Genomic DNA, 21,246 nt, shown 5'->3' on the forward strand with positions numbered 1-21,246 from the left:
CCGGCCCCGCGATCCGGCCCGGGTCGCCCGGACGGCAGGCGCGGGCCGGTTCCCGCGCGCTCCCTCCCGGGAGTGGATCCGGCGGGGCCAGTGGGAGGCAGCGCGGCACCGCCGACGCGGAGCGGGACGGCGCGCCCGGAAGGGTGGGCGCGTCCCGTACGCGCGACACGGAGGTTCGCACCCGCATGACCCCGCCCCCGGATCACCCGGACCACCCGGATCACCAGGACCACCCGGATCACCCGGACCCGAGACCGCCGCACCGGCGCCGCCGCCCCGGCACCCGGAAGGCCGCGACCCTGCTCGCGTTCGGCCTGGCCGGCGCCCTGCTGCTGCCCGGCACCGCCCACGCGGCACCCGGAGACCTGGACCCCGGCTTCGGCCAGGGCGGACGGGTCACCACCCCGGTGACCGGCTACGCGGAAGGCCACGACATCGCGCGGCAGGGCGACGGCAAACTGGTCGTCGTGGGCACCAGCGAGGCCGGCTTCGCGCTCGCCCGCTACAACCCCGACGGCAGCCTCGACCCCGCCTTCGGCGGGGACGGCATCGTCACCAGCGCCTTCGACAGCGGCGCCGGCCAGTCCGCCAACGGCGTCGCCGTCCAGCCGGACGGCAAGATCGTGATCGCCGGCACCACCGAGATCCCCGAAGAGGGCGGCGGCTGCTGCTTCTTCTCCGTGGCGCGCTACAACCCCGACGGCAGCCTGGACGGCGGGTTCGGCAACGGCGGACTCGTCCGCGTCGACGAGTTCGGCGGCTCCGCCGACGGCTCCGACGTGGCACTGCTGCCGGACGGCCGGATCGTCGCCGCCGGCAAGGGCGGAGGCGGCGGCTTCGCGCTCGTCCGCCTCAACCCCGACGGCAGCCTCGACCCGAGCCTCGGCGGCGACGGCGCCGTCGTCGCCGGATTCACGGCCGCCTCGCCCCAGGACGGCAGCGGCATCGCCCGCCGCATGGCCGTCCAGCCGGACGGCAAGCCCGTCCTCGTCGGCTACGTCGGCAACACCGCCTTCGACATCGGCATCGCCCGCTACAACACCGACGGCAGCCTCGACACCACCTTCAGTGGTGACGGGATGGTGACCGCCGACTTCGGCAGCACCGAGTTCGGCAACGCCGTCGCCGTCCAGCCCGACGGCAAGATCGTCGCCACCGGCGCGGGCGGCGCCGGCGTCGCCCTGCTCCGCTACCAGGCCGACGGCACCCCCGACACGGGCTTCGGCACCGCCGGCCGCACCTCGGTCGCCTTCCCCGGAGACGGCGGCGCCGCCAACGACCTGGCCCTCCAGTCCGACGGCCGCATCGTGGTCGCCGGCATCGCCGACGACCCCAACAGCGCCGAGGCCAACGACTTCGGCGTCGCCCGCTTCACCACCACCGGCGCCCCCGACACCAGCTTCGCCGGCGACGGCTTCGTGGTCACCGGCTTCGGCGACTACGACGAGGCGCGCGCCGTGCTCGTCCAGCCGGACGGCAAGGTCGTCGCCGCCGGCTACGGAGCCGGCTTCGCCCTCGCCCTCGCCCGCTACGAGGGCGGCGGCACCCCGCCGCCCCCGCCGCCGGCCCCCAAGGCCGACCTGACGGTGACCAAGACCGGCACCACGACCGTGAACATCGGCGACCGCGCCACGTACACCGTGACCGTGACCAACTCGACCGCCTCCACGGCCGCCGCCACCGGCGTCACCCTCACCGACACCCTCTCCGGAGCCGGCGCGACCCTGATCTCCGCCACCAGCTCCCGGGGCAGCTGCACCACCACCACCGCCACCAGCGCCACCTGCGCCCTCGGCTCGCTCGGCATCGGCGAGAGCGCCGTCGTCACCGTCACGGCCGAGCCCCGCACCACCGGCACCCTCACCCAGCGGGCCACCGCGAGCGCCACCGAGCAGGACCCGGCCACCGGCAACAACACCGCCACCGCGACCACGTCCGTCACCAACGGCCGCGGCTGCACCCTCGTCGGCACCAGCGGCCCGGACACCCTCACCGGCACCTACGGCAACGACGTGATCTGCGCCCTCGGCGGCGACGACACCGTCCGCGCCGGATACGGCAACGACACCGTCCACGGCGGATACGGCAACGACAACATCGACGGCGGCTTCGCCGACGACACCCTCAACGGCAACCAGGGCAACGACACCCTGACCGGCTACTACGGCAACGACCGCCTCACCACCACCGACGGCGTCTTTGGCAACGACACCGCCAACGGCGGCTACGGCACCGACACCTGCACCACCGACCCCGGCGACATCCGCGTCAGCTGCCCCTGACGCCCTCTCTCCGCACAGCGGCCCCCGGCCCTCCCTCAGCCGGGGTGTGGGCGGCTCAGTCCGGTCTTCGCAAGGGCTGGGTGAGCGGTCGACGACGGGCAGCGGACCGCCTTCGGCCCGCATGGTCCTGGAGACCCGCTCTGGGACTGGCGCCGCTGTCCACCGGTGGGATCCGTGGCGGTGTCGTGGGCGTCGGGCAACGCCTCATGTCAGCCTGGCCCGCGAGGCCTTCACCTGGAGCGGTGAGACCCGGCGCCTTCGCCACGGCCACGGACCCCACCATCGTCCGCACCTCGCGGTGATGACGCGGACGCCGGCGAAGGCCGCGAAACTGACCCTCGCCCAGCTGCGCGCCGCCCTCAAGCGCGGCGGCCGCACCCGCGCCTTCGACACCGAGACAGCGCGCCTGCGGGAGATTTTCCGCTCCGAGTACGCCCGGCATCGCCCGGCCGTCGAGGACGCGTTCGGCCAACAGCTGCTGGCTCTGCTCAAGCAGCTGGATGCCGCCTGCCAGGCCGCGGACGACCTCACCATGGCCGCCGAAGCCGCGTTCAAGGAGCACACCGACAGCGAGATCCTGTCGGATAAGTGAGTAGCCTGCCCCCATGGTTGCGGGCGAGGGAACCGAGCACACCGGTGACAATCTTGAGGACCAGGGCTGGGGTGCAACGCGTGCCTGGGTGGAGAAGGGGCTCACCGAGGCAGAACGCATCGAAGACGTTTCGAGGTTGCGTGGCGGCTGGACGTCGGAAATGCGCCGTCTGGACATCTGCGGGCCGGGCGGTCGACGGTCGTTGGTCCTGCGGTCTTTCGTCAAGCCCTTCTACGTTCGCCACGCGGAGGGCCTGCTGACCCGCGAGGCAGCCATTCTGCGCCTGCTCGGCAGCACGGATGTGCCCGCGGCCAGGCTGGTGGCGGTGGACCCGACAGCACAGTACTGCGACCATCCGTCCTTGCTGATGTCCCTGCTGCCCGGGACCGTGCGTCTGGGTGACGAGGGCGCCGACCGGCGTGCCGAACTGCTGGCCCGTCAGTTGCTGCGCATCCACCGGCTGCCAGTGACCGCAGAGGCACGGCCTCGCACCTATCAGGCGTGGACCTCTCCCGAGCGGGTGAACCCGCCCGAAGACACCGAGCGGCCCGAGCTGTGGCAACGGGCCGTGGACGTGATCCGCCGCGAGCCCCCGGACTACCGGGCCTGCTTCCTGCACCGGGACTTCCATCCCGGCAATGTCCTCTTCACCGGCGACGGCGACGGCGAAGGCGACGGATTGCGGATCAGCGGCGTCGTCGACTGGGTGGAGACCTCGTGGGGACCGGCCGACCTGGACGTGGCCCATTGCTCGACAGCCCTCGCCCTGCTGCACGGGGTTTGCGCGGGCATGCAGTTCGCCGACCTCTACGTTGCGGCGGGAGGGACGCTGGCTGAAGATCACGCTTCTCATCTCTACTGGCGTCTGCTGGACGCCTTGGCCTTCGCTCCTGACGCGGAGAAGGTCGCCGTCCCATGGCGCGAAGTGGGCCGTGCCAATCTGACCCCCACCGTGCTGACCAGGCGGCTGGAGGGATACCTCCAGGCGCTTTTCGAACGCTACGCCTGAAGCCGGGTCGGTGGCCTGCGACCAAGAGAACAACCCCGTCATGCAGGCAGTCGTTCGGGACATTCGAACCACCCGTCTTCCAGGCGAGCCGAGATCGTAAGGGTGCAACGTGCTCGCCTCATGGTCCGCAAGCCGAATACCGAGGCGTCGCTTGACTTGTTCGCCCCCTGAGATGTCTCACAGGGGGCCGGGGGCCGCCCCGCGTACGGCTCAGGAAACGGCGCGGCTCATGGGTGCCGGGCCGACGTCAGCAGCCAGCGCCACCGGGGCCGTTCGGTCACCAGCGTCGTCGCCGCCAGCACGGACACGACGACCGCCGCCCACGCCGGCCACACCAGCCACGCCGACACCACCGCCGCCGTCAGCTGGAGCAGCACCAGCAGAATCGTCACCGCGCCCGGCACCGGCACCATCGCCTGCGCCTTGTCGCCGGGCGTGGCGAAGACCGTCGGCAACCCGATCAGAACCACCACCGACAGCGCGGCCAGCAGCCACGACGTCCCCGCGAGCGCCCACGGCGTCGCCACCCAGGCGACGAGCTCGGTGGCGAACCGGAAGACGGAGGCGAGCCGGTCGTCCGGTCTCGCGTGCGTTCGGTCCATCATTTCCCCCCACGGTGGTCGTCCGGGCCGGCGGGAGATCATAAGACCTCCGCCGCCGCGTGCGACCCGCCCCGTCGCGTACGAAACGGGCGAGACGGTTCGTGTCGGTGTTGGGCCGAACGGGTGAGTAACGGGAGGATGGGCGCATGAGTAGGTACGAGAGGTACGACGTCACCGACGAGCAGTGGGAGGGCCTGGCGCAGGTCGTGCCCCTGCGCGGCCGGGACGAATGGCCGTCCAGGGTCGACCACCGCACGATCCCCGACCAGTACGGGGCCGCCGAACAGCGCCGCATGGTCGTACTGCGGGTGCAGGTGTTCGCCGACGCCCGCGAGGTCGCCGAGTACCTCATCGCCCAGATCCCCGTGCTGCTCGACCTGACGAGCGCGGACACCGAGGTCGCCAAGCGCATCCTCGACTTCAGCAGCGGCGTGGTCTTCGGACTCGGCAGCGGCATGCACCGCGTCGACCGCAACGTCTTCCTGCTGGCCCCCGCCGGCACCGAGGTCGAGGGCGCCGCCGACGCGCACGCCGAGGACGCGGAAGAGCTGGTGGAGGGGGCGGTCCCCCGTTCGTAGGAAGGTCGCTCAGCCGTAACGGTTCGGCGTGCGGGCGGCTGCGTACGGTCCGGGCATGACCACCACCGGCGGCACCGCCCCCGACCGCGCGCACCACCCCGAGGCCACCGTTCCGGCCGCCGGGTTCGTCCCCCCACAGGGACGGACCCGCGGCCCGGCCCCAGACCCCCGCGTCCCCGCACCCCACGTCGCAGGGGCGCCGGACGGCGCAGCCGGAAGCCCCGCGGACCGCACTCCTGACGGACTCGCCGCCGATTTCGCCACCCGCCCGGCCGCCGTTCCCGCCGCCGCTCCGGCCGCCCGGCCCACCGTCACCGAACTGCGGCTCTCCGCCTTCGGACCACACCGCGGCACCGTGCTGCCGCTCGGCCCCGTCACCCTGCTGCGCGGACCGAGCGGCAGCGGCAAGAGCACCGCCCTCGACGCCTACGAGGCCCTGGCCCGGCTCGCCTCCGGCGCCGACCTCGACGAAGCCCTGCCCGACGCCGTCCACCGCGTCCCCGAACGCTCCCGGCCCGACGCCCAGGGCCGGCGCGGTCTCCGCATCGGATGCACCGTCGACGGACCGGCCGGCCCCGTCGCACTCGACCTCGCCGTCCAGGTCGAACCCACCCTGCGCATCGTCGGCGAACGCCTCACCGGCCAGGGCCGCACCCTCCTCGCCACCGCCCTGCGCGACCCCCGCCGCAACACCGTCCACGCCGAGTGGCACACCGCCGGCAGCACCCCCGTCACCCGCGCCCCGCTCCCCGACGACCTCCTCGCCACCGCCCTCCTCCCGCTCCGCGTCGCCGGCAAGACCCAGGGCCAGCGCGACGTCCTCGCCGCCGCCGAACAGGTCGTCGTCGGACTCCGCTCGATCTTCCCCTGCGACCCCCTCCCGCGCCGGATGCGCGCCCCCGCCCCGATCGGCGCGAGCGCCGGCCGGCTGCGCCGCGACTGCCGCAACCTCGCCGAAGTCCTGCACCGCACCGCCACCGAGTGCCCCCGGCGGCACGCCCGTCTCGCCGCCTTCGCCGCCGCGGGCTGCACCGGCCCGGTCGCGGCCCTCGGCTTACGGGAAACGGCCGACGGCTCCCTCGTCGAGGCCGTCCTGGAGCGCACCCCGCGCGCGGCCGGCCCCACCACCCCCCTCGGCCGCCTCGGCGACGGCGAACTGCGCTACCTCGCCCTCGGTCTCGTGCTGCTCACCGGGCCCGCCGTGCTCGCCGTCGACCCCGCCGAAGAGGTCCCCCAGGCCATGCAGACCCTCACCGTCCTCGCCGACGGCCTCGACCGCGGCCTGGACGCCCGCCAGACGCGGGCGCTCCTCGCGCTCGCCGGCGAGATCTGCGCGGCCGGCCACATGCGGCTGGTCGCGACGACGGGCGAGACGCCCCTGGCACCGGGGGTGGTACCGGGATTGACGGTGGTAGACCTGGGGCGTGACCGAACATGACCTCCCCGGACTGCAGCGCCGCCTCGCGGAGTTCGCCGCCGCCCGCGACTGGCAGCCTTACCACACACCGAAGAACCTGGCCGCGGCGCTGAGCGTCGAGGCGGCCGAACTCCTGGAGATCTTCCAGTGGATGACCCCGGAGGAGGCCGCCGACGTCATGGCGGACCCGGAGCGCGCGCACCGGGTCCGCGACGAGGTGGCCGACGTCCTCGCCTATCTGCTGCAGTTCTGTGAGGTGCTGGGCATCGACCCGCTGACCGCCCTTTCGGCCAAGATCGAGCGCAACGAACTGCGTTTCCCGGCCCGCCGGAGGCCCTCGGGAAGCGCCGAGGACCCTGATCGTCACTCTTCGGAGTGATCGAGTTTTCCCCAAGGAGATTCCTGTCCACAGATTTCCGAATTCCCCTGGTGTTCGCGCTCAGGGCGCCTCACGCTGGGTAATGGAATGAGTGAGCGGCAAGTCCGGGGAACGGGGGCGGCGTTGATGGAAGCGGAGCGATTGATCGCGACGGGGCGGCACGCGCTGGCGGAGAGCCGCGTGGCGCTGGACATCGTGGCGGAGGCCTGGCAGGCCCAGACCCTCGCCCAGGCGATAGGGAGTCACCTCGCGGCCTGCGGCCCGATGGAGCTGCGCGCCGAGGCGCGGGGGCTGAGCGAGATAGGCGGTGCGCGCGGGACGGTCGAGCATCCCGCCCTGCGCACGGGCGGACCGCGCGCCGCCCGGCTCACGGGCGTCGCGGACGCGCGCGCGGCCCTGACCGCGCTCGGCGCGCTGCTCGGCGAGGTGGGCATCGCCCTGGTCGGCGTGGCCTGCGCCACCGACGAGGAGGGGCTGTACTGGCAGTGCATCGAGGCCATCGACGCCGCCGACGAGGCCGGCGACCGGGTCCGCGCGATGCTCCGCCGGCTCGCCGTGCGGGAGCGTGAGCGGGACCGTCCGCCCGACCCGGCCCGCGGCCGGGCGGGCCCGTCCCCGGGCCCGCGCTGAGACGCCTCAGGCCGGGGCGTCCCCGGCCCGGGGCGGTGCGGCGTGGCCGCCGGCCGAGGACTGCAGGTCGGCGTCGAGCTGGGACAGGTCGGCGGTCAGCGCCGCCATCAGTTCCTCCATCTGCTGCAGCAGCCCCTTCGGGGCGCCACCCGACGGCGCCTGTGACGGCACGGACTGCTCCGGTGCGGCTTCCTGCGACATGACGGCCTCCTCGGCCCGGGGACCTCACCGGAGCGGGCCCACCAGAGAGCGACGCACCGGCAACACCCGCCGGCACGCGGGCCGGGCGGTCCGGCTCCGCCCGAGCCAACGACGCCCGCCACCCCCCGGTCACTGGCCCACGGGGACGCGGCCCGCCCGACGGGTGGATATTCACCCGCGCGTGCCGGTCGGGATCACGCGCTGACGAATCGGTTGACGGGGATGGGGGTGGGAGCGCCGGTCGGGGTGAGGACGGTGCCGGAGCGCGGGGTGCGCCGCCCGGCCGCCAGGGTGCCGGGTGTGGGTGGTCAGGGGTGTCGCGTGGTGAGGCCGGAGAGGAGGACCGTCAGGACCTGGTCGGCTTCGGTGGGGGCGTGTTCGCGGGTCCAGGCGGCTGCGGCGATCAGGGCGTAGAGGCCGGCGGAGGTGGTGTCGGTGCGGACCTCGCCCGCCTGCTGGGCGCGTTCGAGGAGGCGCCGACCGGTGGACTGCATGGCGGTGCAGACGCTGTTCAGTTCGGAGGTCTCGTCCCGCAGGCTGTCCATCAGGGCGGTGACGAGCCCACGGTAGATGGTGGTGTGGGCCACGGCGGCCCGCACCCAGGTGGTGAGGGCCGTGCCGGGGGACTCCGTGGTGAGCAGGGTCTGTCCGGTGTCGCCGAGTTCGGCGAGGCTGTCGCGGAGGATCGCCTCCAACAGGCTTTCCCGGGTGGGGAAGTGGCGGTACAGGGTGGCGTTGCCCAGGCCGGCCTGTTTGGCGATGTCGTCCAGCGAGGCGTTGATGCCGTGCTGTTCGAAGGCCTTCCGGGCCTCGGCCAGCAGCCGTTCGTAGTTGCGGCGGGCGTCTGCGCGCACCGGACGTGGCCCCTTCCCCATACGGCTCCGTGCGGCACCGCCCGGGCGCGGTCGGTCGTGTCCGGGCGGGAACCGTCTCCGCATGCTATCCGGCGGTGTCCTCGTGGTTCCGGGCGGTCTTCATGAGGGCGGTGAGCAGTACGGTCAGGGCGGTGCATCCGGCCGCCCAGAGGAAGGCGGTGGTGACGCCCTCGGTGAGGACGAGGTCGGCGGCGTCCTCGGGGTCGAGGCCGGCCGGGAGGTGGTCGGCCGCGGCGCGGCGGGCCGCGCCGAACACGGTGACCATGAGGGCGAGTCCGAGCGCTCCGCCGATCTGCTGCATGACGTTGAGCAGTCCGGACGCGGCACCGGTGTCCTTCGGTGCGACACCGGACATGAGGACGGTGGTGACGCCGACGAGGAGGGTGCCCATGCCGAGCCCGGAGACGAGCATCGGGCCGAGCAGGGCGTTCGGGTAGCCGGACTCGGGGGTGATCCGCGCGAACCACAGCAGCCCGATGCCGATGGCCGCCGCCCCGGCCGCGGTCAGGGTCCGCGGCCCGGTCCTCGGCAGCAGCTTCGCGGCGACGTGGGACGCGCCGAGGATGAGGGCGGCGAGGGGGACGAAGGCCAGGCCGGCGCGGATCGGGGTGAAGCCGCGGACCTCCTGGAGGAACTGGGTGAGGAAGAAGAACATCGCGTTGCCGGCGGCCATCACGCAGAGGAGGGCGAGGTAGCCGGCGGCGCGGTTGCGGTCGGCGAAGAGACGCAAGGGGGTGATCGGTTCGGCGGTCCGGTGCTCGACGAGGACGAAGGCGGCGAGCAGGGCGACGGCGAGGGCGATGGAGAGGAGGGTGAGGGCGTCGCCCCAGCCGTGTTCGGCGGCGCGGACGAAGCCGTGCACCAGGAGGGTGGTGCCGGCGGTCGAGGTGAGGGCGCCCGCCAGGTCGAAGCGGGCGGGCCTGCGCTCGGTCTCCCGGATCACGAGCGGCGCGGTGATCAGCAGGAGCAGCCCGATCGGCACGTTGACGAAGAGCACCCAGCGCCAGGAGAGCCAGTCCGTCAGGAGGCCGCCGCCGATCAGGCCGATCGCCGCGCCGGACCCGGAGACGGCGGCGTACAGGCCGAGCGCGCGAGCCCGTTCCTTCCCGTCGGGGAAGTGGGTGGCGATCAGCGCGAGGACGGTGGGGGCCGCGAGGGCGGCGCCGACGCCCTGGAGGGCGCGGGCGGCGAGCAGTAAGCCGGCGGAGGGCGCGAGGCCGCCGAGCAGGGAGGCGGCGGTGAAGACGGAGACGCCGGCGAGCAGGGTTCGGCGGTGGCCGAGCACGTCTCCGGCGCGTCCGCCGAGCAGCAGCAGTCCGCCGAAGGCCAGCAGATAGGCGTGGAGCACCCAGGACAGCCCGCTCGGGGTGAAGCCGAGGGCCTGTCGGAGCTGGGGCAGCGCGATGTTCACGACGTTCACGTCGAGGATCAGCATCGTCTGAAGGGTGAGGACGACGGCGAGCACCGCGCGGGGCCGCCGAGCCCTCCCCGGCGGGCCGGCGAGGGCTGCCGCGGGGCCGTTCCCGACGTTCTCCCGGGCGTTCCTGACGTTCTCTCGGTTCATGGTCGTGGTCTCCTCCTCGACTAACCGGGGGATGTCCCCGTTTTGCCTTCCGGAACATACAGGGACTGTCCCCGGTTATCAATCGGCGGGCCCGGCAAGGGGGTTGGGGTACGCCCGGCGGGTGGGCGGGCAGGAGAGGTACCGTGCAGGTGGGAGCCGTGATCCGGACGGCTTCGCGCGGAGCACGACCACCGGAGTGAGCCGATGAGACCCGAACGCACGCTGGCCGCCGCCCTCGCCGCGGGACCGCTCGTCCTCGACGGAGGGCTCTCCAACCAGCTGGAGGCGCAGGGCTGCGACCTGTCCGACGCGCTGTGGTCGGCGCGGCTGCTCGCCGACGCGCCCCAGCAGATCGAGGCGGCGCACGCCGCCTACGTACGGGCCGGCGCCCAGGTGCTCATCACCTCCAGCTACCAGGCCACCTTCGAGGGCTTCGCCCGGCGCGGCATCGGGCGCGAGGAGACGGCGCGGCTCCTGGAGCGCAGTGTGACCCTGGCCCGGGAGGCCGGGGAACGCACGGACCGGGAGGTCTGGGTCGCCGCCTCCGTCGGCCCGTACGGGGCGATGCTGGCCGACGGCAGCGAGTACCGCGGGCGGTACGGGATGTCGGTGGCCGAGCTCGAACGCTTCCACCGCCCCCGCGTCGAGGTCCTCGCCGAGGCGGGCGCGGACCTGCTGGCCCTGGAGACGGTGCCGGACGCCGACGAGGCCGAGGCCCTGCTGCGGGCCGCCGGCCGGTGCGGGGTGCCGGTGTGGCTCTCGTACACGGTGAGCGGCGTCCACACCCGGGCCGGACAGCGGCTGGAGACCGCGTTCGCGCTGGCCGAGGGCCTCGACCAGGTCGTCGCCGTCGGCGTGAACTGCTGCGACCCGGACGACGCCGGGCCCGCCGCGGAGATCGCCGCCGAGGTGACCGGCAAGCCGGTCGTCGTCTATCCCAACAGCGGCGAGCGCTGGGACGCCGGCACCCGCCGCTGGCACGGCGGCGCCACCTTCGCCGCCGCCACGACCTCCGCCTGGCGCGCCGCCGGCGCCCGCCTCATCGGCGGCTGCTGCCGCGTCGGCCCCACCGCCGTCGCCGCCCTGGCCGCCGCACTCGCGGCCGGCGAGACCCCGGCAGGGTCATAGGGCCAGGGTCAGGGCCAGGGCCTGCACCGCACCGACCGGCCCGCGTGAAATGCGTTGTGGCGGAGCCGCGCCCGAGGTCATCCTTGAGCGCATGCTCCTGACCATCAGCACCACCGGAACCGTCGACAAACCCGCCACTGACCTGGGCTTTCTGCTGCACAAGCATCCCGGCAGGGCGCAGTCCTTCACGACCGCGCACGGCACCGCGCACGTCCTCTATCCCGAGGCCGGCGCGGACCGCTGCACGGCCGCGCTGCTGCTCGACGTGGACCCCGTGGCGCTGGTGCGGCGCGGCAAGGGGAAGGGGCGCGGCGGCGCGCCGGACGCGGCGCTCGCGCAGTACGTGAACGACCGCCCGTACGCGGCCTCCTCGCTGCTCGCCGTCGCGCTCGCCAAGGTCTTCAAGAGCGCCCTGCACGGCAGTTGCGCCGCGCTCCCGGAGCGGGCCGCCGAGCCGTTGCCGCTGCGCGTCGAGGTGCCGGTGCTGCCCGCCAGGGGCGGGCCGGAGCTGGTGTCGCGCCTGTTCGGGCCGCTCGGCTGGAGCCGTGTGGCCGCCGAACCGATCGCGCTGGACCCGGAGTTCCCCGCCTGGGGCGACTCCCGTTACGTCCGGCTCGTCCTGGAGGGCGAGCTGCGGCTCGCGGACGCCCTGAACCAGCTGTACGTGCTGCTCCCGGTGCTCGACGACGCCAAGCACTACTGGGTCGCCCCGGACGAGGTGGACAAGCTGCTGCGCGCCGGCGACGGCTGGCTCGCCGACCACCCCGACCGCGCCCTCATCACCAGCCGCTACCTGTCCCGCCGCTGGGGCCTCACCCGCGAGGCCACCGAGCGTCTGGAGCGCCTGGAACTGGTGCGGCTCGCCGAAGCGGACGGACTGGACGTCGAGGACGTCGACAACGCCGTCGACGAGACGACCGACACCGAGGAACGGCCGGTGCCGCTCGCCGAGCAGCGCCGCGCGGCCATCCTCGGCGCGCTGCGCGCCGCCGACGCGGCCCGTGTGCTCGACCTCGGCTGCGGGCAGGGGCAGTTGGTGCAGGCGCTCCTCAAGGACGTGCGCTTCACGGAGGTCGTCGGTGTCGACGTCTCCGCCCGCGCCCTGTCCGTCGCCGCCCGCCGGCTGCGCCTGGAGCGGATGGGGGAGCGGCAGGCCGCGCGCGTGAAGCTGCTCCAGGGCTCCCTCACGTACACCGACAAGCGGCTGACCGGCTATGACGCGGCCGTGCTGAGCGAGGTGATCGAGCACCTCGACCTGCCCCGGCTGCCCGCGCTGGAGTACGCGGTGTTCGGCGCCGCCCGGCCCCGCACGGTGGTCGTGACGACCCCGAACGTCGAGTACAACGTGCGCTGGGAGTCGCTGCCCGCCGGGCACGTCCGGCACGGCGACCACCGCTTCGAGTGGACCCGCGAGGAGTTCCGTGCCTGGGCCGGGGCCGTCGCCGCCCGTCACGGGTACGGGGTCGAGTTCGCCCCCGTAGGCCCGGACGACCCGGAGGTCGGGCCGCCCACCCAGATGGCGGTCTTCACCCGCGCCGACGCGCACGCCCGCACAAGCGCCACCAGCCCGAACGACACCACCGACACCACCAGCCCGACCGACACCACTGACGCCAGCGACACCACCAGCACCACCGACACCACGAAGGAGGACGCGGCATGACCGAGAACAGCGACGGCACCACCGCCCCCGAGACCGGGCGGCGGCGCGTGCTGCCCGTCACCGACCTCTCCCTCGTGGTCCTCGTCGGAGCGACCGGCTCCGGCAAGTCCACCTTCGCGCGGCGCCACTTCAAGCCGACCGAGATCGTCTCCTCCGACTTCTGCCGCGGCCTCGTCGCCGACGACGAGAACGACCAGAGCGCCAGCAAGGACGCCTTCGACGTCCTCCACTACATCGCGGGGAAGCGGCTCGCGGCCGGACGCCTGACCGTCGTCGACGCCACCAACGTGCAGCGCGAGGCGCGCCGGCAGCTCGTACAGCTGGCCCGCGAGCACGACGTGCTGCCGATCGCGATCGTCCTCGACCTGCCCGAGGAGGTCTGCGCAGCGCGCAACGCCGCCCGCCCCGACCGCGCGCACCTGCCGCGCCACGTCGTCCAGCGGCACCGCCGCGAGCTGCGCCGCTCGCTCAAGGGCCTGGAGCGCGAGGGCTTCCGCAAGGTGCACGTGCTGCGCGGCGCGGCGGAGGTGGACGCGGCCGAGGTCGTCCTGGAGAAGCGGTTCAACGACCTGCGGCACCTCACCGGACCCTTCGACATCATCGGTGACGTGCACGGCTGCCGCTCCGAGCTGGAGACGCTGCTCGCGAAGCTGGGGTACGTGGACGGGCACCACCCGGAGGGCCGCACCGCCGTCTTCGTCGGCGACCTGGTCGACCGCGGCCCCGACAGCCCGGGCGTGCTGCGCCGCGTGATGGGCATGGTGGCGGCCGGGGACGCGCTGTGCGTGCCCGGAAACCACGAGAACAAGCTGGGGCGCTGGCTGCGCGGCCGCGCGGTGCAGCGGACCCACGGGCTCGCCGAGACCATCGAGCAACTGGAGCGCGAGCCGGCGGAGTTCCGCGCCGAGGTGGCCGCCTTCATCGACGGGCTGGTCAGCCACTACGTCCTCGACGAGGGCAAGCTGGTCGTCTGCCACGCCGGTCTGCCGGAGAAGTACCACGGCCGGACCTCGGGGCGGGTGCGCTCGCACGCGCTGTACGGGGACACCACGGGCGAGACCGACGAGTTCGGGCTGCCGGTGCGCTACCCGTGGGCGGAGGAGTACCGGGGCCGGGCGACCGTGGTGTACGGGCACACGCCGGTGCCGAACACGTCCTGGATCAACAACACCCTCTGCCTGGACACCGGCGCGGTGTTCGGCGGGAGGATGACCGCGCTGCGCTGGCCGGAGCGGGAACTGGTCGACGTACCGGCGGAGAAGGTCTGGTACGAGCCGGTGAAGCCGCTGGCGTCCGAGGCGCCCGGCGGGCACCAGGGCCGGCCGCTCGACCTGGCCGACGTGCACGGGCGCCGGATCGTGGAGACCCGGCTGATGGGCAACGTCGCCGTGCGCGAGGAGAACGCGGCCGCGGCCCTGGAGGTCATGAGCCGGTTCGCGGTCGACCCGCGGCTGCTGGCCTACCTGCCGCCGACCATGGCGCCGACCGCCACCTCGACGGTGGACGGCTTCCTGGAGCACCCGGCGGAGGCGTTCGCGCAGTACGCGGCCGACGGGGTCGGGCGGGTCGTGTGCGAGGAGAAGCACATGGGGTCGCGGGCCGTCGCGCTCGTCTGCCGTGACGCGGCCGTGGCGGCGGAACGATTCGGCGTGGCCGCGGCGGACGGGGTGACCGGCACCCTGCACACCCGTACCGGACGCCCGTTCTTCGACGACCCGGCCACCACCGAACTCGTCCTCGCGCGGCTGCGCGCGGCGATCGGCGCGGCCGGGCTGTGGGAAGAGCTCGACACCGACTGGCTGCTGCTCGACGGGGAGCTGATGCCGTGGTCGCTGAAGTCGACCGGGCTGCTGCGCTCGCAGTACGCGGCGGTCGGCGCCGCCTCGCGGGCGGTCTTCCCCAGCGCGCTGACGGCGCTCGAACAGGCGGCGGCGCGCGGGGTGCCCGGGGTCGACGCGCTGCTCGACCGGCAGCGGGAGCGGGCGGCGGACGCGGCGGCGTTCACCGAGGCGTACCGGCGCTACTGCTGGCCCACCGAGGGCCTGGACGGCGTGCGGTTCGCGCCCTTCCAGGTGCTCGCGGCGCGCGGGCGCTCGCTGGCCGCCGTACCGCACGACCGGCAGCTGGCCTGGCTCGACCGGCTCGTCGAGCACGACCCGACCGGTCTGCTCCAGGTCACCCGGCGGCTCGTGGTCGACCCGTCCGACGAGGTCTCCGTACGGGCCGGTGTCGACTGGTGGCGGGAACTGACCGCCGCCGGCGGCGAGGGCATGGTCGTCAAGCCGCTCGCGGCCGTGGCCACCGGCCGGGACGGGCGGCCCGTGCAGCCGGGCGTCAAGGTCCGCGGGCGCGAGTACCTGCGGATCATCTACGGTCCGGAGTACACCCGCCCGGACAACCTGGAGCGCCTGCGCCAGCGCTTCCTCGGCCACAAGCGCTCCCTCGCGCTCCGCGAGTACGCCCTCGGCCTGGAAGCCCTCGACCGCCTCGCCACCGGCGAGCCCCTCTGGCGCGTCCACGAGGCCGTCTTCGCCGTCCTCGCCCTGGAATCGGAGCCGGTCGACCCGCGCCTGTGATCCGGGCGGGGAACCGGTGCCCGCGCGGGCCGGCCCCTCGGGGCCGGCCCGCGCCCTGGCGTCCTCACCCCTGACACGCCGAGTACCACGCGCGAGGCGTCCCGCTCCGCCAGGATGGGCGCATGGGATTCCATGTCGATTCCGAGACCGGGCGGCTGCGCCGCGTCATCCTGCACCGGCCCGATCTGGAGCTGAAGCGGCTCACCCCGACCAACAAGGACGCCCTGCTCTTCGACGACGTGCTGTGGGTGCGCCGGGCCCGGCAGGAGCACGACGGGTTCGCGGACGTGCTGCGCGACCGCGGGGTGGAGGTGCATCTGTTCGGGGATCTGCTGCGGGAGGTCCTCGACGTGCCCGCGGCCCGCACGCTGGTCCTCGACCGGGTCTTCGACGAGAAGGAGTACGGGCCGCTGGCGGCCGACCACCTGCGGGCGGCCTTCGACTCGCTGGACGCCGCGGGCCTTGCGGAGGCGCTGGTGGGCGGGATGACGAAGCGGGAGTTCCTGGCGGGGCACCGCGAGCCGACCTCGGTGCGGTTCCACGCCCTCGACCTCGACGACTTCGTACTCGGCCCGCTGCCGAACCACCTCTTCACCCGGGACACCTCCGCCTGGATCTACGACGGGGTGTCGATCAACGCGATGCGCTGGCCGGCCCGGCAGCGCGAGACCGTCCACTTCGAGGCGATCTACAAGCACCACCCGCTGTTCACCGGCCCGGAGGCGGGCGGCTTCCACCACTGGTCGGAGGGGCAGGCCGACTACCCGTCGACGATCGAGGGCGGCGACGTCCTGGTCATCGGCAACGGCGCCGTGCTCATCGGGATGAGCGAGCGCACCACCCCGCAGGCGGTGGAGATGCTGGCCCGCGGCATGTTCGCGGCCGGCTCGGCCCGCGCGATCGTGGCCCTGGACATGCCGAAGCGCCGGGCCTTCATGCACCTGGACACGGTGATGACGATGGTGGACGGGGACACCTTCACGCAGTACGCGGGCCTCGGCATGCTCCGCTCGTACACCATCGAGCCCGGCGACGAAGGGCAGTCCCTGCGGGTCACCGACCACCCGCCGGAGCAGATGCACAGCGCCATCGCGGCGGCGCTCGGCCTCCAGGACATCCGGGTGCTCACCGCGACCCAGGACGTGCACGCGGCCGAGCGCGAGCAGTGGGACGACGGGTGCAACGTGCTCGCCGTGGAGCCCGGCGTCGTCGTCGCGTACGAGCGCAACGTCACCACCAACACGCATCTGCGCAAGCAGGGCATCGAGGTGATCGAGATCCCGGGCAGCGAGCTGGGCCGGGGGAGGGGCGGTCCGCGCTGCATGAGCTGTCCGGTGGAGCGGGACGCGGTCTGAGCGTCGTCGTCGCCGACGTCGGCGGCGAGGGGTTCGGGACAGGGGTATGTATAAGAATGCTGAATTGCGTATAGACTTCCAGGGTCTCGTACGCGCCCGACGCAGGACCCCCGACCCCTCGCGTCCCCGACCGTAACCCAGGAGCGCCCCATGGCCACCGACCTCATCGGCCGCCACTTCCTCAAGGAGCTGGACTTCACCGCCGAGGAGTTCCGCGGCCTGGTGGCGCTCGCCGCCGAACTCAAGGCGGCCAAGAAGGCCGGCACCGAGGTGCAGCGGCTGCGCGGCCGGAACATCGCCCTGATCTTCGAGAAGACCTCCACCCGCACCCGCTGCGCCTTCGAGGTCGCCGCCGCCGACCAGGGCGCCGCCACCACCTACCTCGACCCCTCCGGCTCGCAGATCGGGCACAAGGAGTCCGTCAAGGACACCGCCCGTGTGCTCGGCCGGATGTTCGACGGCATCGAGTACCGGGGCGACAGCCAGGCCGCCGTCGAGGAGCTCGCCGCCCACGCCGGCGTGCCGGTCTTCAACGGCCTCACCGACGACTGGCACCCCACCCAGATGCTCGCCGACGTCCTCACCATGACCGAGCACTGCGCCAAGCCGCTGCACGAGACGACCTTCGCCTACCTCGGCGACGCCCGCTTCAACATGGGCAACTCCTACCTGATCACCGGCGCCCTGCTCGGCATGGACGTCCGGCTCGTCGCGCCCAAGGCGTACTGGCCCGCCGAGTCCGTCGTCGCCGAGGCGCACCGCCTGGCCGAGGCGAGCGGCGCGCGCGTCACCCTCACCGAGGACGTCGCCGAGGGCGTGCGCGGCGCCGACTTCGTCGCCACCGACGTGTGGGTCTCCATGGGCGAGCCCAAGGAGGTCTGGGACGAGCGGATCGCCGCCCTCGGCCCGTACGCGGTGACCATGGACGTGCTGCGCGCCACCGGCAACCCCGACGTGAAGTTCCTGCACTGTCTGCCGGCCTTCCACGACCTCGGCACCGCCGTCGGCCGCGACATCCACGCCCGGCACGGGCTGACCGAGCTGGAGGTCTCCGACGAGGTCTTCGAGTCGGCGCACTCGGTCGTCTTCGACGAGGCCGAGAACCGGATGCACACCATCAAGGCCGTCATGGTCGCGACGATGGGCGACCCGGTCGCCTAACCCGTGCCGGTGCCGGTGCCGGTGCCGGTGCCGGTGCCGGTGTCGATGCCCGTGCCAGTGCCGGTGCCCTCCGCGCAGGCGCCCACGGCCTCCGGCCCCGTCGCCACGTTGCCGATCGCGCGCCGGAAGTCCGGGCAGTCGACGATCGGTTCGTGCGTGCAGACGGCCGCGTGCCGCAGGCTGTCCCGCAGCCGCGTCAGGCGGCCGATCTGCTCGTCCAGGTCCTCGGCCCGGGCGCTCATCCGGGCCCGCAGGTCCCCGTCCGACGGGCCGGCCGCCAGGAAGCGCCCGATCTCGGCGACCGGCAGACCCGCGCTGCGCGCGCAGGTGATGAGCCCGAGGCGCTCCAGGACCTCCGGGCGGTAGGTGCGGCGCAGGCCGTTGCGGCCCTCGGGGGCGATCAGCCCCTTCTTCTCGTAGAAGCGAAGCGCCGAGGGCGCGAGCCCGGAGCGCCGGGCGACCTCGCCGATGTCGAGCAGGGGCGGTTCGTCCAGCGGCGGTTCGTCGGGCACTCGGCCTCCCCAGAGCGTGCGCGTGAGCGCGTCCGTGCGCGGCCTTGACTTGAAGCGCGCTTCACGTCGCAGCCTAGTCGTCATGAAGATCCATCACCTCAACTGCGGCTCCGTCCGCACCATCGACGCCACCTACGACGGCCCCGCCGCCGCGCCCGCCGTCAACCACTGCCTGCTCGTGGAGACCGACCGCGACGGCCTGGTCCTGGTCGAGACCGGCCTCGGGCTCGGCGACGTCCGCGATCCCGAGGGGACCCTCGGCGCGGACTGGATCGAGATGGCCGCGCCGGTGCTCGACGAGGACGAGACCGCGGTCCGGCAGGTCGCCCGGCTCGGCTTCGACCCCTCCGACGTGCGCCACATCCTGCTGACCCACCTGGACGTGGACCACTGCGGCGGCCTTCCCGACTTCCCCGACGCCGACGTCCACGTCCTCGCCGACGAGCTCGCCGCCGCGCACGCCGGGACCGCGAGCGGGCGCTACCGCCCGGCCCACTGGGCGCACGGCCCCCGCTGGGTCACGTACGCAAGCGGCACCGGAGCCGAAGGCGGCGCCGGAAACCATGTCCGGGCCCCGGAGGACTGGTTCGGCTTCGGCTCGTTCCGGCCGCGCGGGCTGCCGCCGGAGTTCCGGCTCGTCCCGCTCGGCGGGCACACCGCCGGGCACACCGGGATCGCCGTCGACCGGGGCGACCGCTGGCTGCTGCACTGCGGCGACGCGTACTACTACCACCGCGAGATGGGGGACGCCAAGGAGCCCCACCCGCTCCTGGACGTCGTCCAGACCGGCTCCGAGGTCCACCGCGACCTGCGGCTCGGCACCCAGGCCCGGCTGCGCGAGCTGGTCCGCGAACACGGGGACCGGGTCGAGGTCTTCTCGGCCCACGACCCCTGGGAGTACGCCCGCCTCGCCGGAGCCGCCGGAGCCGCCGGAGCCGCCGGAGCCGCCGAAGTCGCCTGAGGCGCCTTGGCGCCGGCCCGGTCCGGCCCGCCCTCAGTCCGCGTTCCGGCGGCGCTGCGCCGGCACCGCCGGGAGCGTGAACCAGACCGCCTTGCCGTGTGCCGTCGGACGGTGACCGCAGTCGCTGCTCAGCGCGCGGATCAGCAGCAGCCCCCGGCCGTGCTCCTGCCAGGGGTCGACCGGTACCGCCGGATCGGAGCAGGCCGGCTCGCCGGGCGCCGGCGGCCGGTCGTCGTGGACCTCGATCTGGCAGCCGCCGGGGGCCGGCAGCAGCTCGACGACCAGCTCGATCGGCTCGTCGCCCGGGGTGTGCCGCACGGCGTTGGCGACCAGTTCGGCGGTCAGCAGCTCGGCCGTGTCACGGTCGGCGGCGGCCCGCTCGGGGCCCTCGACGGCGGTGAGGGCGGTACGGACGAGGGCGCGGGCGATCGGCACGGCGGCCGTGGTGTGCGGCAGCCGTACCCGCCAGGAGGGGGCGGACGCTCGGGACGCTTCGGACACGGGGGTTCCGTTCGGACGGTTCGTGGGGGTGGGGGACGCGAAGGGGCGGGGCGTGGGGGGCGTGGGGAATGGGTGGCGTGGGGGGTGACGTCCTGCTTTCAACCTTACGGAGCTGAAAATCTGGATACAGAGGCGGTCGTCCGCTGTGGTCCGGACCAGGGTCCCGGACCTTCGGCGGACCCCGCTCCCGCCCGCATCCGGACCGGCTTATCGCGTGCTCGTGACGACAGTCACATGCGAGTGATACCCTCGTCGGGTGATGCCGTACCGCTACGTGCACACGACAGGGAGGTCCTCCCGGATGAGCCCCTTCACCGGCTCCGCGACCCGCACCGAACGCTGGCGGCACCTGCGCCTGACCGTGGACGACGGGGTCGCCACGATCACCCTCGCCCGCCCCGAGAAGCTGAACGCGCTCACCTTCGGCGCCTACGCCGACCTGCGCGACCTGCTCGCCGAACTCTCCCGGGAGCGTGCCGTCCGCGCCCTCGTCCTCGGCGGCGAGGGGCGCGGCTTCTGCTCCGGCGGCGACGTCGACGAGATCATCGGCGCCACCCTCGCCATGGACACCGCGCAGCTGCTCGACTTCAACCGGATGACCGGGCAGACCGTCCGCGCGTTGCGCGAGTGCCCGTTCCCGGTGATCGCCGCCGTCCACGGGGTCGCCGCCGGCGCCGGGGCCGTGCTCGCCCTCGCCGCCGACTTCCGGGTCGCCGACCCCACGGCCCGCTTCGCCTTCCTCTTCACCCGGGTCGGGCTCTCCGGCGGCGACATGGGCGCCGCCTATCTGCTGCCCCGGGTGGTCGGCCTCGGGCACGCCACCCGCCTCCTCATGCTGGGCGACCCGGTCGGCGCCGCCGAGGCCGAACGCATCGGCCTGATCAGCGAACTCACCGAGGAGGGCGCCGCCGACGAGCGCGCCGCGCTGCTCGCCCGCCGCCTCGCCGAGGGCCCCGCTCTGGCGCACGCCCAGACCAAGGCGCTGCTCACCGCCGAGCTCGACATGCCGCTCGCCGCCTCCGTCGAGATGGACGCCGCCACCCAGGCGCTCCTCATGCACGGCGCGGACTACGCGGAGTTCCACGCCTCCTTCACCGAGAAGCGCCCCGCCAAGTGGCGGGGCCGGTGACCGCCGTGCCCCCCGCCGCCGACCCGGCCTCCGGCCCCGCCGCCGTCCCGGCTCCCGCCCCCGGCCCCGTCCCGGCTCCCGTCCCCGGCCCTGGGTTGAAGCCCGGCCCCGGCCCCGGCCCCGCCGTCGTC

19 protein-coding genes and 1 pseudogene are annotated in these 21,246 nt (G+C 73.9%); 14 read left to right on the forward strand and 6 right to left on the reverse strand.

Going from position 1 to position 21,246, the window contains the following annotated elements:
• The first annotated feature begins 185 nt into the window (after positions 1-185).
• The 3 genes and pseudogenes from ACIGW2_RS19595 (at position 186) to ACIGW2_RS19605 (ending at position 3,883) form a co-directional block, all read left to right on the forward strand.
• Entirely contained in the window at positions 186-2,282 is a 2,097-nt protein-coding gene (locus ACIGW2_RS19595) for a calcium-binding protein (protein ID WP_399844668.1), read from the forward strand.
• Positions 2,283-2,583: 301 nt separating this feature from the next.
• Positions 2,584-2,862 (forward strand): annotated as a pseudogene (locus ACIGW2_RS19600) (IS110 family transposase); the annotation flags it as partial.
• A 25-nt stretch (positions 2,863-2,887) separates the two neighbouring features.
• Positions 2,888-3,883, forward strand: a complete 996-nt coding sequence (locus ACIGW2_RS19605; RefSeq protein WP_399844669.1) for a phosphotransferase family protein — start codon at positions 2,888-2,890, stop codon at positions 3,881-3,883.
• 227 nt (positions 3,884-4,110) lie between these two features.
• Here ACIGW2_RS19605 and ACIGW2_RS19610 read toward each other — a convergent pair whose 3' ends face one another.
• On the reverse strand, positions 4,111-4,488 hold the full coding sequence (locus tag ACIGW2_RS19610; protein WP_399844671.1) for a hypothetical protein: 378 nt from the start codon (positions 4,486-4,488) through the stop codon (positions 4,111-4,113).
• A 143-nt stretch (positions 4,489-4,631) separates the two neighbouring features.
• On the opposite strand from ACIGW2_RS19610, the gene ACIGW2_RS19615 reads away from it, so the two are divergent.
• The 4 genes from ACIGW2_RS19615 (at position 4,632) to ACIGW2_RS19630 (ending at position 7,489) form a co-directional block, all read left to right on the forward strand.
• Positions 4,632-5,063, forward strand: a complete 432-nt coding sequence (locus ACIGW2_RS19615) for a cell division protein SepF (protein WP_361580792.1) — start codon at positions 4,632-4,634, stop codon at positions 5,061-5,063.
• Between the two features lie 55 nt (positions 5,064-5,118).
• Complete coding sequence (locus tag ACIGW2_RS19620) at positions 5,119-6,501, forward strand: ATP-binding protein (RefSeq protein ID WP_399844672.1); 1,383 nt, start codon at positions 5,119-5,121, stop codon at positions 6,499-6,501.
• A complete protein-coding gene (locus tag ACIGW2_RS19625) occupies positions 6,488-6,859 on the forward strand; it encodes a nucleotide pyrophosphohydrolase (protein ID WP_391653513.1) in 372 nt (123 codons plus the stop codon). Before ACIGW2_RS19620 ends, ACIGW2_RS19625 begins: the two co-directional genes overlap by 14 nt.
• 126 nt (positions 6,860-6,985) lie before the next feature.
• Entirely contained in the window at positions 6,986-7,489 is a 504-nt protein-coding gene (locus tag ACIGW2_RS19630) for a DUF6099 family protein (protein ID WP_356061014.1), read from the forward strand.
• 6 nt (positions 7,490-7,495) lie between these two features.
• On the opposite strand, the gene ACIGW2_RS19635 is transcribed toward ACIGW2_RS19630, so the two are convergent.
• The 3 genes from ACIGW2_RS19635 to ACIGW2_RS19645 form a co-directional block, all read right to left on the reverse strand.
• The gene (locus tag ACIGW2_RS19635) at positions 7,496-7,690 is read right to left on the reverse strand and encodes a hypothetical protein (protein WP_361580801.1); all 195 of its coding nucleotides are present in this window, start codon (positions 7,688-7,690) and stop codon (positions 7,496-7,498) included.
• 308 nt (positions 7,691-7,998) lie between these two features.
• The gene (locus ACIGW2_RS19640; protein WP_399844674.1) at positions 7,999-8,544 is read right to left on the reverse strand and encodes a TetR/AcrR family transcriptional regulator; all 546 of its coding nucleotides are present in this window, start codon (positions 8,542-8,544) and stop codon (positions 7,999-8,001) included.
• 85 nt (positions 8,545-8,629) lie between these two features.
• Entirely contained in the window at positions 8,630-10,129 is a 1,500-nt protein-coding gene (locus ACIGW2_RS19645) for an MFS transporter (RefSeq protein WP_399844676.1), read from the reverse strand.
• A 204-nt stretch (positions 10,130-10,333) separates the two neighbouring features.
• On the opposite strand from ACIGW2_RS19645, the gene mmuM reads away from it, so the two are divergent.
• The 5 genes from mmuM to argF all read left to right on the forward strand — a co-directional run bounded on the left by mmuM (position 10,334) and on the right by argF (position 18,012).
• Positions 10,334-11,257 (forward strand): homocysteine S-methyltransferase, encoded by a 924-nt coding sequence (mmuM, locus tag ACIGW2_RS19650; protein ID WP_399844678.1) that lies wholly within the window; start codon positions 10,334-10,336, stop codon positions 11,255-11,257.
• Positions 11,258-11,348: 91 nt separating this feature from the next.
• On the forward strand, positions 11,349-12,920 hold the full coding sequence (locus ACIGW2_RS19655; RefSeq protein WP_399844680.1) for a 3' terminal RNA ribose 2'-O-methyltransferase Hen1: 1,572 nt from the start codon (positions 11,349-11,351) through the stop codon (positions 12,918-12,920).
• Entirely contained in the window at positions 12,917-15,496 is a 2,580-nt protein-coding gene (locus ACIGW2_RS19660; RefSeq protein ID WP_399844682.1) for a polynucleotide kinase-phosphatase, read from the forward strand. The genes ACIGW2_RS19655 and ACIGW2_RS19660 overlap by 4 nt, the downstream gene beginning before the upstream one ends.
• Positions 15,497-15,618: 122 nt before the next feature.
• A complete protein-coding gene (locus tag ACIGW2_RS19665) occupies positions 15,619-16,851 on the forward strand; it encodes an arginine deiminase (RefSeq protein ID WP_391653507.1) in 1,233 nt (410 codons plus the stop codon).
• 150 nt (positions 16,852-17,001) lie between these two features.
• Positions 17,002-18,012 carry an ornithine carbamoyltransferase gene (argF, locus tag ACIGW2_RS19670; RefSeq protein WP_356061030.1) on the forward strand — a complete coding sequence of 337 codons (1,011 nt, stop codon included), beginning with the start codon at positions 17,002-17,004 and terminating at the stop codon, positions 18,010-18,012.
• On the opposite strand, the gene ACIGW2_RS19675 is transcribed toward argF, so the two are convergent.
• Positions 18,009-18,524: a MerR family transcriptional regulator gene (locus ACIGW2_RS19675; protein ID WP_399844685.1), complete on the reverse strand. Its 516-nt coding sequence runs from the start codon at positions 18,522-18,524 to the stop codon at positions 18,009-18,011. The two genes, argF and ACIGW2_RS19675, sit on opposite strands and share 4 nt — an antisense overlap.
• A gap of 82 nt (positions 18,525-18,606) precedes the next feature.
• On the opposite strand from ACIGW2_RS19675, the gene ACIGW2_RS19680 reads away from it, so the two are divergent.
• Positions 18,607-19,485, forward strand: coding sequence for an MBL fold metallo-hydrolase (locus tag ACIGW2_RS19680; protein ID WP_399844687.1), 879 nt, complete (start codon positions 18,607-18,609; stop codon positions 19,483-19,485).
• 33 nt (positions 19,486-19,518) lie between these two features.
• Here ACIGW2_RS19680 and ACIGW2_RS19685 read toward each other — a convergent pair whose 3' ends face one another.
• Complete coding sequence (locus ACIGW2_RS19685; protein WP_399844689.1) at positions 19,519-19,986, reverse strand: ATP-binding protein; 468 nt, start codon at positions 19,984-19,986, stop codon at positions 19,519-19,521.
• 301 nt (positions 19,987-20,287) lie between these two features.
• Here ACIGW2_RS19685 and ACIGW2_RS19690 point away from each other — a divergent pair, with 301 nt between their 5' ends.
• Positions 20,288-21,115, forward strand: a complete 828-nt coding sequence (locus ACIGW2_RS19690; RefSeq protein WP_399844691.1) for an enoyl-CoA hydratase family protein — start codon at positions 20,288-20,290, stop codon at positions 21,113-21,115.
• Positions 21,116-21,246 lie beyond the last annotated feature (131 nt).

The sequence above is a fragment of the Streptomyces sp. NPDC053541 genome, from assembly GCF_044544705.1.
Classification (GTDB): domain Bacteria; phylum Actinomycetota; class Actinomycetes; order Streptomycetales; family Streptomycetaceae; genus Streptomyces.